This window comes from Kineococcus haloalkalitolerans, from assembly GCF_050871905.1.
Taxonomy (GTDB): Bacteria; Actinomycetota; Actinomycetes; order Actinomycetales; family Kineococcaceae; genus Kineococcus.
The window spans coordinates 55,414-68,156 of sequence record NZ_JBJLSH010000003.1; the positions used below are offsets into that span (position 1 = coordinate 55,414).

The following is a 12,743-nucleotide window of genomic DNA, read 5'->3' on the forward strand; positions in this document are numbered from 1 at the left end:
GCCCGGCGGCGCCTCAGACGGTGAAGCGGGACACCAGCGCGCGCAGCTCGCCGCTGGTGCGCACGAGGTCCTGCACGGCCTGGCGGGTGCCGGCCACGCCGGCGCTGGTCGTCCGCGCCGCCTGCGCGACGCCCTGGATGTTGTCGGCGATCTGACCGGAGCCGTCGGCGGCCTCGGTCACCGAGCGGCTCATCTCGCTGGTGGTGGCGCTCTGCTCCTCCACCGCGGAGGCGATGGTGGTCTGCAGCTCGCTGATCCGCTCGATGATCGCGCTGATCCGGCCGATGGCCTCCACGGCGCTGCCGGTGTCGCCCTGGATGGCCTCCACCCGGCGGGTGATGTCCTCGGTGGCGCGGGCGGTCTGCTGCGCGAGCTCCTTGACCTCGCCGGCCACGACGGCGAACCCCTTGCCCATCTCCCCGGCGCGCGCCGCCTCGATGGTGGCGTTCAGCGCCAGCAGGTTCGTCTGCTCCGCGATCGAGGTGATGGTCTTGACGACGTCGCCGATCTCCTGGGACGACCCGCCCAGCTTGGCGATGGTGGCGGTCGCCGTCTCGGTGACCTCGACCGCCTGCCCGGCGACGCTGGAGGCCTCCGTGGTGTTGGTGGAGATCTCCCGGATGCTGGCGCCCATCTCCTCGCTGCCGGCGGCGACGGTCTGCACGTTGGCGGACACCTGCGTGGCGGCGGCCGAGACGACACCGGCCTGCGAGGACACCTCGTCGGCGGAGGCGGCGATCTCCCGCGCGGTGCCGTCGAGGCGCTCGCTGGCGGCGTCCAGCACGGCGGTGGTGCGGGAGATGTCGCGGACGGTGTCGGCGACCTTGGCCACGAAGCGGTTGAAGGCGGCGGACAGGGCGCCGATCTCGTCGGTGCGCGACTCGTCCATCCGCACGGTCAGGTCGCCGTCGCCGTCGGCGAGCTCGGCCAGGCGGCCGGCCAGCTGCCGCACGGGGCGCACGACGGCGCGGGTCAGCAGCAGGCAGATGACGGCCAGCAGGGCCAGGCCGACGCCCGATCCCGCCAGGGCGACGGTCTTCGCGGTGGTACCGGCCGCGTCGGAGCGCTCGGTGCGCTCGGCGAGCAGCGCCTCCTCCTCGGCGGCCATCGCCCCGGTCAGCTCGCGGATGCCGTCCATGACGACCTTGCCCTGGTCGGTGAGCACGAGCGCGCGGGCGGCCTTGAAGCCCTCGGTGCGGCGCAGGTCGATCGTCTGCTGCATCTCGGCGAACTTGGCGTCCACGAGGGGGCGCAGCTCCTGGACGCGCTCCTGCTGGCCGGCGTTGTCGGCGGTCAGGGAGGCGACCCGGTCGAGCTCCTCGACGGCGGCGCGCTGGCCGGTCGTCCAGGGCTCCAGGTAGCGCTCCTCGCCGGTGACGAGGTAGCCGCGCTGGCCGGTCTCGGCGTCCTTGAGGCTGCCGGTGACGGCGTCCAGGGCGTCGAGGACCTCGTGGGTGTGCGCCACCGACGCCTCGCCGTCCAGCAGCGTGGACGTGGTGGAGAACGACACCGCGCTCAGGCCGACGAGGAAGACGCCCGCCACCCCGAAACCGGCGGCGAGCTTGTGCCCGATGGTCGCGCGCAGCGGCACGGTGGTCTCCTGGTGTCCTCGGCGACGTGCGTCGCGGGACGCACCGCGCGCGTCCTCCGTGTCCCCCATCGGTGGGGCGTGGACGGACCTTGAGGGGGTTCACACGTTTGCGCGCGGAAGAGGAGCGGAACCGTTCCCGCCCGGTGCGCGGACGACGGTCCCGCTCCACCGGGGAGGGTGTCAGGAGGGTCGGCGGTCCGGCAGCAGGTCGGCCAGCAGCGCCTCGACCCGTCCGCGGACCTCGTCGCGCACCTGCCGGACGACCTCGATGCCCTGCCCGGCGGGATCGGTCAGCGCCCAGTCCTCGTAGCGCTTGCCCGGGTAGAACGGGCAGGCGTCGCCGCAGCCCATGGTGATGACGGCGTCGGAGGCCTGCACCGCCTCGGGGGTGAGGACCTTCGGTTGCTCGCCGGTGATGTCGATGCCGACCTCGGCCATGGCCTCGACGGCGACGGGGTTGATCGCCTCGGCGGGCAGCGAGCCCGCGGAGCGGACCTCGACGGCGCCGCCGGACAGGGCGGTCGCGAACCCGGCGGCCATCTGCGACCGCCCGGCGTTGTGCACGCAGACGAAGATGACGCTGGGCCTGGTGGTCTCGGTCACGGGGTCCTCCGGGGAGTTCGGGACGGGGTTCACCGGCCGCCGCCGGAGCGGCCGTGCAGCAGACCGGTCGAGAAGCCGACGCCGACCGGCTGGGGCGCGCTGCTGCCGCAGCAGGAGCCGCTGTCGTCGGAGCCGTCGACCTCGGTGCTGCCGTCGGCGGCCACCGCCGGCGCGGCGGTGGAGCACACGCCGGTCGCGGGCAGGTCCAGCCGCACGTCGGCCGCCGCCCCGGCGTCACCGGCCAGGTGGGCGGCGACGGAGCGGACCTGCTCGTACCCGGTGGCCAGCAGGAACGTCGGGGCGCGGCCGTAGCTCTTCGTCCCGGCGACGAAGAACCCGGGTTCGCCGAGGTGGGCCAGGACGTCGGCGCCGTGCGGGGGCACGGTGCCGCAGGAGTGGAACTCCGGGTCGATCAGCGGCGCCAGGCGGGACGGGGCCTCCACGCCGGGGTCCAGGTCCAGCCGCAGCTCGCGCAGCACCTCCAGGTCGGGGCGGAAACCCGTGGCGGCCGCGACCACGTCGACGACCAGCCGCTCCTCACCGCGGGGGGTCGAGGCCACCACGGTGACCTCGGCGTCACCGGGTTCCAGCGCGCGGACGCCGAACCCGGTGCGCAGGTCGACGCGCCCCGTCTCCACCGCCTCGCGCAGCCGGGCGCCCAGCGCGCCGCGGGCGGGCAGGCCGTCGCGGTCACCGCCGCCGAAGCTGCGCTCGGCGGAACTCCCGCGCACCGCCCAGACGACGCGGGTGCCGGGGGCCTCGTCGGCCAGGGCGACGAGGTGCAGCAGCGTGCTCGTGGCCGAGTGCCCGGCCCCGACGACGAGGACGCGGCGCCCGGCGAAGCGCTCCCGGTCGGTGCCCAGGACGTCGGGCAGCGGCCCGGCGAGGAACGGCGCGGCCTCGGCCTCGCCGGGCGCCGGCAGGCCCGAGACGCCCAGCGGGTTGCGCTGCTCCCAGGTGCCGGAGGCGTCGACCACGGCGCGGGCGTGGTGGTCGGCGAGCGTGCCGTCGCGGTGCCGCACCCGCACGAGGAACGGGCGCTCGTCGCGGCCGAGGCTGTGCGTCTTGTCCATCCCCGCTCGGCTGACGGCCACGACGCGGGCGCCGGTGCGGATCCGCGGCGCGAGCTGCGCGGTGGCCGCCAGCGGCGCCAGGTACCGCTCGACCAGTTCGGCGCCGGTGGGCAGACCCGTGGGCTCCGGGTGCTGCCAGCCGGTCGGTGCCAGCAGCCGGGCGGCGGCGGCGTCGACGTCGTAGCGCCACGGCGAGAACAGGCGGACGTGCCCCCACGCCCGCACCGCGGCGCCGACCTCGTCGCCGGCCTCCAGCACGAGGGGTTCCAGGCCGCGCTCGAGCAGGTGCGCCGCGGCGGCCAGGCCGACGGGCCCGGCGCCGACGACGACGACGGGCAGTTCCGCGCGGCAGGTGGTCATCGGTGCTCCTCCTGGTTCAGCGGACGCGGCCGGTGGGGACGGTGGGGTCGCCGGGGAAGAACCGGCGGGCGGCCCACAGGGAGACGTAGACGAGGCCGACGAGGACGGGCACCTCGATGAGCGGGCCGACGACCCCGGCCAGGGCCTGCCCGGAGGTGACGCCGAAGGTGCCGATGGCCACGGCGATCGCGAGCTCGAAGTTGTTGCCGGCCGCGGTGAACGACAGCGTCGCGGTCTTCGCGTAGGTCATCCCCAGGGCGCGGCCGGTGACGAACGACAGGCCGAACATCAGGACGAAGTAGGCCAGCAGCGGCAGGGCGATGCGGGCGACCGCGCCCGGCTGGGACGTGATGGCGTCGCCCTGCAGCGCGAAGAGCAGCACGATGGTGAACAGCAGCCCGTACAGCGCGACCGGGCCGATCCGCGGCAGGAACCGTTCCTCGTACCAGGCGCGGCCCCTGGCGCGCTCGCCCAGCGTCCGGGTGAGGAAACCCGCCAGCAGGGGGATCCCGAGGAACACCAGGACGGACACGACGATGGCACCGATCGAGAAGTCGGCGCTCGTGGTGGGCAGCCCGAGCCAGCCGGGCAGGACCTGCAGGTAGAACCAGCCGAGGGCGGCGAACGCGAGGACCTGGAACACGGAGTTGATGGCGACCAGCACGGCGGCGGCCTCCCGGTCGCCGCAGGACAGGTCGTTCCAGATGAGGACCATGGCGATGCAGCGGGCCAGGCCGACGATGACGAGGCCGGTGCGGTACTCGGGCTCGTCGGGCAGCAGCAGCCACGCCAGGGCGAACATCAGCGCGGGCCCGGCCACCCAGTTCAGGACCAGGGACGTGATCAGCAGGCGGCGGTCGGAGGTCACGCGACCGGTCTCGGAGTAGCGGACCTTCGCCAGCACCGGGTACATCATCAGCAGCAGCCCGATCGCGATGGGCATGCTGACGTTCCCGACCTCCACCGCGCTGAGCGCCGCGTCCAGGCCGGGCACGAGCCGGCCCAGCAGGAGACCGGCGGCCATCGCCAGGACGATCCACACGGGCAGGAACCGGTCCAGCACCGGCAGCCGCGCCAGCACCGGGGTCTCCGCACCGCGGCGGGGGTTCTCCGCGACCAGGTCGCTCATCGGGTGTTCCCTCTCATCGACGACTGTCGATGAGCAACCGTGGCAGCAGGCGTCGACGGCTGTCAACATCGACACCGGTCGATGCCTGCGGCACACTGGTGCCGTGCCTCCGACGCCCACCTCGACGCTCCCCCTCGTCCCGTCCGCGGAGCTCGCGTGCTGCGCGCCGCTGACGCGCGAACCGCTGGGCGCCGAGGACGCGGTGCGCCTGGCCCGCACGCTCAAGGCGGTCGCCGACCCGGCCCGGCTGCGGCTGCTGTCGCTGGTGTCCGCGCACGAGGGCGGCGAGGCGTGCGTGTGCGACCTCACCGAACCCCTCGGCCTGAGCCAGCCGACCGTCTCGCACCACCTCAAGGTGCTCGTCGACGCCGGGCTGCTGACCCGCGACAAGCGCGGCGTGTGGGCGTACTACGCCGTGGTCCCGCAGGCGCTCGACGCCCTGGCCGCGGTCCTCGCCACACCCGCTGCCCCCGCCCGGCGGTGAACCCCGCCGCCCCGGTGGTCGTCGCGCCGATGACACCCGCCGACCACCCGCAGGTGCGGGCCGTCCACGCCGAGGGCATCGCCACCGGACACGCCACCTTCGAGACCGCGCCCGCCGCGAGCTGGGAGGAGTTCGACGCCGCCAAGCTGCCCGCGCACCGCCTCGTCGCCCGCGCGGTCGGTGCGGACGAGCTGCTGGGCTGGGCCGCCGTGTCGCCGGTCTCCGCCCGCCCCGTCTACGCCGGGGTCGTCGAGCACTCGGTCTACGTCGCGGCCGCCGCCCGCGGGCGCGGCGTCGGCCGCCTCCTGCTGGACGCGCTCGTCGCCTCCACCGAGGCCGCGGGCGTGTGGACGCTGCAGTGCTCGGTGTTCCGCGAGAACACCGCCAGCCTCGCCCTGCACGCCGCCGCCGGGTTCCGCGTCGTCGGCACCCGCGAGCGCATCGCCCGCGCGAGCACCGGCCCCCTGGCCGGCACCTGGCGCGACACCGTCCTGCTCGAGCGGCGCAGCACCACCGCCGGGCGCTGACCCCGCCCCGGAACCCGAGGAGACCGATGACCGCCCCCCGCGTCCTGTTCGTCTGCGTCAAGAACGGCGGCAAGTCCCAGATGGCCGCCGGCCTGATGCGCGCCGCCGTCGCCGCGCACCCCGACCGCCCCGTCGAGGTGTCCTCCGCCGGCACCCGCGCCGGCAGCGACCTCAACGCCCTGTCCGTGGACGTGCTGCGCGAGGTCGGCGTCGACATCGGCGACCAGCGCACCCGGCAGCTCACCGACGACGACGTGCGCGCCGCCGACCTCGTCGTCGTCCTCGGCGACGAGGCCCGCGTGGACCCCGTCGACGGCACCCCGGTCGAGGTGTGGGAGACCGACGAGCCGTCCGCGCGCGGCATCGAGGGCGCCGAGCGCATGCGCCTGGTCCGCGACGACATCGCCGCGCGGGTGGCGCAGCTGCACGGACGCCTGACGGGCTGACGCCCGCTCAGACCGCGGTGCCGGGGCCCTCGCCGCGGTACGGGGCGGCGTCGGCGCGCTGCACGACGGCGTCCAGGGCGGTGCAGCCGGGCAGGGCGACGGCGAACCTCCCCCCGCCCACCCCACCCGCACCCACCCTTCGTGATCTTGCAGGGATTCCCAGCAAGATCACGGTGATCGTGGACGGTGAGGGCCCGACCGTCCGTGATCACCGCGGGGGAGGGGTGCGGGGCGCCCGGTCCGCGACGACGCGGGACCGGTCAGGCTCGCGGACCCCCGGACGCCGCCGACCGCCGTCCCCGGACGCTCGCGCCGGCCAGCGCGACCCCGGCCGTCAGCAGCACCCCGACCGCGGTCTGCCGGTCGGCGCGGGCGTCGGCGCACGCGACGACGACCTCGATCGTCTGGTCGAGGGCACCGCCGGCGGCCAGCGCGGGCCGGCAGCCGAAGTCGGCCAGCGGCAGGGGCGCGGCGCCCAGGACGAGGCCGCCGGCGACCAGCGCACCGGCGGCCAGGCGGAGCGGGAGGGCGTGCACGGGGGACCACCTCCGGGACGGGGCTGGCGACGCTACCGGCTGGGCGCGGACGCCGGTGCGTCCGCGCCCCGGCGGTCAGGACCGCTCGACGTCCCCCGGGGCGTCGACACCCGTCTCCAGCGTGAGCGGCAGCAGGCGCTGCTCGCTGCCGCGCCGCCACTCCACCAGCAGCGCCGTCGCGTCGTCCTGCCACTGCTCGCGCTGGCGCTCGCGCACCGCCTGGCGCAGCCGGCGCAGCGTCTCCGGCGCCGGCTGCCCGCTCGCGGCCTGCTGCTCCAGGAACTCCGCCAGCCCCGCCGTGCCGAGGAACGCGCCGTCCTGGCCCCGCGCCTCGACGAGCCCGTCGGTGTACAGCAGCGCCATGTCCCCCGGCTGCAGGTCCTCCTGCCCGACCGTCACGGACGCGGCGGCGGCCCCGGCGTCGGCGTGGAACGGCCAGCCCATCGGGTAGGTGGGGCGGGCGTGCAGCGCCTTGACGACGCTCGCCTCCCGCAGCAGCAGCGGCGGCGGGTGCCCGGCGTTGACCCACCGCAGCCGCCCGCCCGCCACGTCCAGCTCGGCCAGGACGGCCGTCACGTGCCGCTCGCCGCCGAAGTGCTGCAGCACCGCCCGGTCGATCTCGGCGTAGGTCCGCTCCAGCGACAGCCCGCGGCGCCGGCTGTTGCGGTAGGCGGCCAGCGCGAACGTCGTCAACCCCGCCGCCGCCAGGCCGTGCCCCATCCCGTCGAACACGGCCAGGTGCAGCAGCCCGTCGTCCAACGCGTAGTCGAAGGCGTCCCCGCCGCTGTCGTAGGTGGGTTCCAGCACCGCCGAGACGACCAGGCCGGTCGTCGCGTACGTCAGCGGCGGCAGCATCGAACGCAGCAGCTCCGCGCCCACGCTCATCGGCCGGGTCCGCCGCACGAGCTCGAACACGTCGCCGTAGGCGTCCTTGGCGACGACCGTCTGCGCCGTCAGGTGCCCGTAGCGCTCGCACGCCGCCAGCACCGCCGTGCTCACCCGCCCGTCCGCGGTGGGCAGGGTCATCTCCAGCACGCCGAGCCGGTCGGTGCCGTCCAGCAGCGGCACCCACACCCGGCGCCACCCGCTGGGGGCGGCGCCGTCCCCGGGTTCCGGCTCGCCGGTGAGGATCGCGGCGCTGGTGTAGGCCCGCCCGGCCATCGACGCCTCGACGGGCTGGCGGGAGCGGTCCGGGGACCCGTCGGCGGGCACGGGCACCAGGTGCTCCTCGTCGTGGTCGACGAGGTACGTCACGACCGAGCGCGCTCCCAGCGCCGCCGACGCCTCCTCGGCGACCACCGTCGCCAGCTCCGACGGTGCGCACAGGTGGGCACGGCGCAGCAGCCCGCCGAACAGGCGGGCTGCTGCGAGGTCGACGTCGTCAGGCGGCGGCACCCGTCGATCATCCCCCGGCCGGAGGGTGGGACGGTCCACGGCGGTGTCGCACCCGCGGCGCAGACTGGTGCTGTGGACACGCGGGCGGTGCGGCGCGTCGAGCGGCGCCCGGACGCGGTGGTCGACCCGGAGGCGTGGCCGGCGACCGTGCCCGCCGTCGCGCACCTGCTCGCGCACGGCCTCGACCTGCCCGCGGGGGTGACGTTCCTCGTCGGGGAGAACGGCGCCGGCAAGTCGACCGTCGTGGAGGCCGTCGCCGAGCTGCTCGGCATCCCGCCCGAGGGCGGGTCCACCGCCCACCGCGCCGGCGCCGACCGCGGCCGCGGGTCCGACCGCTCCGGGCTGGCCGGGCTGCTGCGCGTGGTCCGCGGCGCCGGAGGCCGGCACGGCCGGCAGGGGTTCTTCCTGCGGGCCGAGACCGCCCACCGGTTCGTCACCTACCTGGAGGACGCCGGCGCCCGCGGCGACGGCCCGCCCGCCCCGCACCCGCTGCACCGCCTCAGCCACGGCGAGCAGTTCACCGAGGTGCTCGCCACGCAGCGGTGGACGGGCGCGGCCAGGGTCGTGCTCCTGGACGAACCGGAGTCGGCGATGTCGTTCCAGAACCACCTGGCGCTCGCGGGCACCCTGGCCGCGATGGCGCGGCGCGGGACGCAGGTGCTGTGCGCGACGCACTCGCCGCTGCTGACCGCGGTCCCCGGGGCGCTCGTGCTGCAGCTCGACGACGACGGGATCCACCGCGCGGAGTGGGAGGACCTCGACGTCGTGCACCACTGGCGGTTCTTCCTCGACGCGCCCGAGCGGTACCTGCGCCACGTGTTGCCGCCGGCTCAAGGTGCCCCCGACGAGGGCCGATGAGCAGGGGTGCTCAACCGTCTGCGCGACCTGCGCGTGTCCACCAAGCTGTTCGCCGGGTTCGGCGTCGTCTGCCTGCTGCTGGCCGTCGTCGTGGGGACGGGCATCGCCCGCCTGCAGAGCTCGCAGGCCAACCTCGAGTCCCTGTCCACCGACGGGGTCGCCTCGGTCGAGGCGGTCGGGGAGGTCAAGGCGGCCTTCCTGCAGGTGAGGCTGGACATCACCAGCGCCGCGCTCGCACCGGACGCGGAGTCGACCGCGGAGCAGCTGGACCGTCTCGCCGAGCACGACCAGGCGTACGACACCGCGTGGACGAGCTACCTGGGGGCTTCACCGTCGGCCTCCGCGGCCGAGCTCGGTGAGGTGGAGGACCTGCTGCAGGAGTACCGGACGAGCCGTGAGGCGCTGGTCGCCGCGGCGCAGGCCGGCGACACGGCTGCCTACATCGGTGCCCGTGACGCGACGGTGGCGCCGCTCGCCACCCGGCTCGCCGACCGGATCGACGCGATCAGGGACATCGAGGTCCAGGACGCCGCCGAGATCTCCGACGAGGGCTCGCACGACTTCCGCACCGCGGTGACGCTGCTGCTGGTGGTTGGTGCGGCCGCGCTGGCGTTCGCGGTCGTCGTGGCTGTGGCCATCTCCCGCTCGGTGGCCCGTCCCCTGGCCCGCACCCTGCACGTGGTCGAGGGCCTGGCCGCCGGCCGCCTGGACCAGCGGGTGGGCTACCAGGCCGAGGACGAGGTCGGCCAGCTGGCCGCCGCGGTGGACGCCACGATGGACAAGCTGACGTCCACGATGCGCCGCATCGCCGGTGCCTCCACCACCCTGGCCGCCTCCAGCGAGGAGCTGTCGGCGGTGGCCACCCAGCTGTCCTCCGGCGCGGAGGAGTCGGCCACCCAGTCCCAGGTCGTCTCCGCGGCCACGGAGGAGATCAGCGCGAACATCGGGACCGTGGCCGCCGCGGGGGAGCAGATGACGTCGGCGATCCGTGAGATCGCCACCTCCACCTCCGAGGCCTCCTCCACCGCGGCCTCCGCCGTCAGCGCCGCGACCAGCGCGGGGCAGACCCTGGAGCGCCTGTCCGCGTCCTCCCGCGAGATCGGGGACGTGGTCAAGCTGATCACCTCCATCGCCGAGCAGACCAACCTGCTGGCGCTGAACGCGACCATCGAGGCCGCCCGCGCCGGGGACGCCGGCAAGGGCTTCGCCGTGGTCGCCGGGGAGGTCAAGGAGCTGGCGCAGCAGACCGCGCGGGCCACCGAGGAGATCGTGGCGCGGGTGAACGCCACCCAAGCCGACGCCTCCGCGGCGGCCGGGGCGATCAGCGAGATCACCGAGGTGATCGCCCGCATCGACGGCCTGCAGGCCACGATCGCCGCGGCGGTGGAGGAGCAGTCGGCGACCACGAGCGAGATGGTCCGCAACGTCACCGAGGTCTCCACCGGCAGCCAGGAGATCGCCACGAACATCTCCGGGATCGCCGCCAGCGCGGACCAGACGACCTCGGGGGCCACGCAGACCGCGCAGACGGCTGGGGAGGTCTCGCGGGCCGCGGCGGAGCTGAACGACCTGGTGGCCTCCTTCACCCTGCCCCGCTGAGCCCTGCCCCGCTGAGCCCTGCCACCTCCGGCACCACCGCACCCCTCCCCGTGATCTTGCAGGGTTTCCCAGCAAGATCACGGGGAGCACGGGCGGGTGACGTCTCACCCGTCCGTGACCACGGTGGGGGGAGGGGGGCTGGGGCGGGAGGGGCGGGAACAGCGGTGCCGGGGACCGGGGTTGCTCCCGGCGTGGACACGCCGACGGCGGACGAGCGCCGCACCCGCCTGCTGCACCTGCTGACGACGACGCGGAACGGGGTGCTGACCACGCTCAAGCGCGACGGCCGCCCCCAGTTGTCGAACATCACGTACGTCTTCGACCCGGCGCGCGAGCTGGTGCGCATCTCGGTGACCGCCGACCGCGCCAAGTCCCGCAACCTCGAGCGCGACCCGCGTGCGAGCCTGCACGTGACGTCCGGCGACTTCTGGTCGTGGACGGTCGTGGAGGGCCACGCGGAGCTGTCCCCGGTCGCGGAGCGCGAGGACGACGAGGCCGTCGCCGAGCTCGTCGAGCTGTACCGCGCGATCGCGGGCGAGCACCCCGACTGGGACGACTACCGGCGGGCGATGGTCGCCGACCGCCGCCGCGTGGTGCGCCTGCCCGTCGCCCACGCGTACGGGCAGCTGCCGGCCTGAGCGCGCCTCACGTCCCGCAGAACGTGATGTGCGGGCCGGCGCCGGCCGGCGCGGGCTGCGCGTAGCGCTCCAGACCGGGACGCTCGGTGAACGGGGAGCTCACCACGTCCAGCAGCCGCTCGAACGGGCCGAGGTCCCCCGCGGTCGCGGCGTCCAGGGCCTCCTCGACGAGGTGGTTGCGCGGCACGTACACCGGGTTGGCGCGCTCGGCGACGGCCGCGTCCGGGCCCAGCGCCCGCCAGCGCTCCAGCCACCCGTCGAGGGCCGCCGCGTCGGGCACCAGCAGCCGCAGGGCGCTCTCGTCGCCGCGGGCGGCGGGGCCGAGCGCCCGGAAGCTGCCGGTGAGGTCGGCGCCAGCGGCGCGCAGCAGCTCGAACAGGTCGGCGGCCAGCGTCCCGGCGGTGGCGAGGTCGACGTCCTCGCGCAGCCCGAGCTTGGTGCGCGCCCCGGCCGACCAGGCGGTGCCGTAGCGCGCGCCGAAGCCGTCGAGGACGCCGACGGCCAGCCGGACGGCCTCCTCCTCGTCGTCGGCGAACAGCGGCAGCAGCGCCTCCGCCAGCCGGGCGAGGTTCCACTGCACGGCGACGGGCTGGTTGCCGTAGGCGTAGCGGCCGCCGTGGTCGATGGAGCTGTAGACGGTGGCGGGGTCGTAGGCGTCGAGGAACGCGCAGGGCCCGTAGTCGATCGTCTCCCCGGACAGGGTCGTGTTGTCGGTGTTGAGCACCCCGTGGACGAACCCGACGAGCATCCACCGCGCCACCAGCTCGGCCTGGGCGGCCACGACCGCCTCGAACAGCGCCAGGTGGGGGTGCTCGGCGTCCGCCGCGGCGGGGTGGTGGCGGGCGATCGCGTGGTCGGCGACCCGGCGCAGCAGGTCGGCGTCCCCGGTGGCGCGGGCGTACTGGACGCTGCCCACCCGCAGGTGCGACGCGGCGGTGCGGGCGAGGACCGCGCCCGGCAGCGGCACCTCCCGCTGCACGGTGGCGCCGGTCGCGACGACGGCCAGCGACCGCGTCGTGGGGATGCCGAGGGCGTGCACGGCGCGGCTGACGAGGTGCTCGCGCAGCATCGGGCCGACGGCGGCCAGCCCGTCGCCGCCGCGGGAGAACGGTGTGCGCCCGGACCCCTTCAAGTGCAGGTCGCGCAGCCGGCCGCGGGCGTCGGTGAGCTCCCCGACGAGGAGCGCGCGCCCGTCGCCGAGGCGCGGGACGAAGGAGCCGAACTGGTGGCCCGCGTAGGCCTGCGCCACCGGGGTCGCGCCCTCGGGCACCGCCCGGCCCACCAGCAGCTGCAGGCCCTCGGGGCCGCGCAGCCAGGAGGGGTCCAGGCCCAGCTCGGCGGCCAGGTCCTCGTCGAGGACGAGCAGCCGCGGGTCGGGCACCTCGGTGCCCTGCCAGGGGACGGCCATCTCGGGCAGCTCGCGGGCGAACCGGTCGGAGAAGGCGGTGGTCGGCGGGGGTGCGACGCTCACCTCCTCGAGGCTACGTCGCGGTCAGCCGGGCGG

The 12,743-nt window shown here is 75.6% G+C and carries 14 protein-coding genes; 6 read left to right on the top strand and 8 right to left on the bottom strand.

What is annotated here, in order from left to right; translation table 11 throughout:
• Positions 1–13 precede the first annotated feature (13 nt).
• From ACRYMY_RS02260 to arsB, 4 genes are all read right to left on the bottom strand, one after another.
• A complete protein-coding gene (locus tag ACRYMY_RS02260) occupies positions 14–1,591 on the bottom strand; it encodes a methyl-accepting chemotaxis protein (protein WP_432545642.1) in 1,578 nt (525 codons plus the stop codon).
• Between the two features lie 180 nt (positions 1,592–1,771).
• Positions 1,772–2,194 carry an arsenate reductase ArsC gene (locus ACRYMY_RS02265; protein WP_432545643.1) on the bottom strand — a complete coding sequence of 141 codons (423 nt, stop codon included), beginning with the start codon at positions 2,192–2,194 and terminating at the stop codon, positions 1,772–1,774.
• 29 nt (positions 2,195–2,223) lie between these two features.
• Positions 2,224–3,627: an FAD-dependent oxidoreductase gene (locus ACRYMY_RS02270; protein WP_432545644.1), complete on the bottom strand. Its 1,404-nt coding sequence runs from the start codon at positions 3,625–3,627 to the stop codon at positions 2,224–2,226.
• Positions 3,628–3,643: 16 nt separating this feature from the next.
• Complete coding sequence (gene arsB / locus ACRYMY_RS02275; protein WP_432545645.1) at positions 3,644–4,756, bottom strand: ACR3 family arsenite efflux transporter; 1,113 nt, start codon at positions 4,754–4,756, stop codon at positions 3,644–3,646.
• Between the two features lie 103 nt (positions 4,757–4,859).
• Between arsB and ACRYMY_RS02280 the strand changes: the two genes are divergently transcribed.
• Genes ACRYMY_RS02280 through ACRYMY_RS02290 form a run of 3 tightly spaced genes read left to right on the top strand, consistent with a single transcriptional unit; the run spans position 4,860 to position 6,213 of the window.
• Positions 4,860–5,240 carry an ArsR/SmtB family transcription factor gene (locus ACRYMY_RS02280; RefSeq protein ID WP_432545646.1) on the top strand — a complete coding sequence of 127 codons (381 nt, stop codon included), beginning with the start codon at positions 4,860–4,862 and terminating at the stop codon, positions 5,238–5,240.
• Between the two features lie 29 nt (positions 5,241–5,269).
• On the top strand, positions 5,270–5,767 hold the full coding sequence (locus ACRYMY_RS02285) for a GNAT family N-acetyltransferase (protein WP_432545771.1): 498 nt from the start codon (positions 5,270–5,272) through the stop codon (positions 5,765–5,767).
• A 26-nt stretch (positions 5,768–5,793) separates the two neighbouring features.
• On the top strand, positions 5,794–6,213 hold the full coding sequence (locus tag ACRYMY_RS02290; protein WP_432545647.1) for an arsenate-mycothiol transferase ArsC: 420 nt from the start codon (positions 5,794–5,796) through the stop codon (positions 6,211–6,213).
• 7 nt (positions 6,214–6,220) lie between these two features.
• Here ACRYMY_RS02290 and ACRYMY_RS02295 read toward each other — a convergent pair whose 3' ends face one another.
• The 3 genes from ACRYMY_RS02295 to ACRYMY_RS02305 all read right to left on the bottom strand — a co-directional run bounded on the left by ACRYMY_RS02295 (position 6,221) and on the right by ACRYMY_RS02305 (position 8,144).
• Entirely contained in the window at positions 6,221–6,349 is a 129-nt protein-coding gene (locus tag ACRYMY_RS02295) for a hypothetical protein (protein WP_432545648.1), read from the bottom strand.
• Positions 6,350–6,473: 124 nt separating this feature from the next.
• Positions 6,474–6,749 (bottom strand): hypothetical protein, encoded by a 276-nt coding sequence (locus ACRYMY_RS02300; RefSeq protein ID WP_432545649.1) that lies wholly within the window; start codon positions 6,747–6,749, stop codon positions 6,474–6,476.
• 75 nt (positions 6,750–6,824) lie between these two features.
• A complete protein-coding gene (locus ACRYMY_RS02305) occupies positions 6,825–8,144 on the bottom strand; it encodes a PP2C family protein-serine/threonine phosphatase (protein WP_432545650.1) in 1,320 nt (439 codons plus the stop codon).
• Positions 8,145–8,216: 72 nt separating this feature from the next.
• Here ACRYMY_RS02305 and ACRYMY_RS02310 point away from each other — a divergent pair, with 72 nt between their 5' ends.
• The 3 genes from ACRYMY_RS02310 to ACRYMY_RS02320 all read left to right on the top strand — a co-directional run bounded on the left by ACRYMY_RS02310 (position 8,217) and on the right by ACRYMY_RS02320 (position 11,239).
• Positions 8,217–9,002 carry an AAA family ATPase gene (locus ACRYMY_RS02310; protein WP_432545651.1) on the top strand — a complete coding sequence of 262 codons (786 nt, stop codon included), beginning with the start codon at positions 8,217–8,219 and terminating at the stop codon, positions 9,000–9,002.
• Between the two features lie 6 nt (positions 9,003–9,008).
• The gene (locus ACRYMY_RS02315) at positions 9,009–10,601 is read left to right on the top strand and encodes a methyl-accepting chemotaxis protein (RefSeq protein ID WP_432545652.1); all 1,593 of its coding nucleotides are present in this window, start codon (positions 9,009–9,011) and stop codon (positions 10,599–10,601) included.
• A gap of 191 nt (positions 10,602–10,792) precedes the next feature.
• Positions 10,793–11,239, top strand: a complete 447-nt coding sequence (locus ACRYMY_RS02320; RefSeq protein WP_432545653.1) for a PPOX class F420-dependent oxidoreductase — start codon at positions 10,793–10,795, stop codon at positions 11,237–11,239.
• Positions 11,240–11,246: 7 nt separating this feature from the next.
• On the opposite strand, the gene ACRYMY_RS02325 is transcribed toward ACRYMY_RS02320, so the two are convergent.
• On the bottom strand, positions 11,247–12,710 hold the full coding sequence (locus ACRYMY_RS02325) for a protein adenylyltransferase SelO (protein WP_432545654.1): 1,464 nt from the start codon (positions 12,708–12,710) through the stop codon (positions 11,247–11,249).
• Positions 12,711–12,743 lie beyond the last annotated feature (33 nt).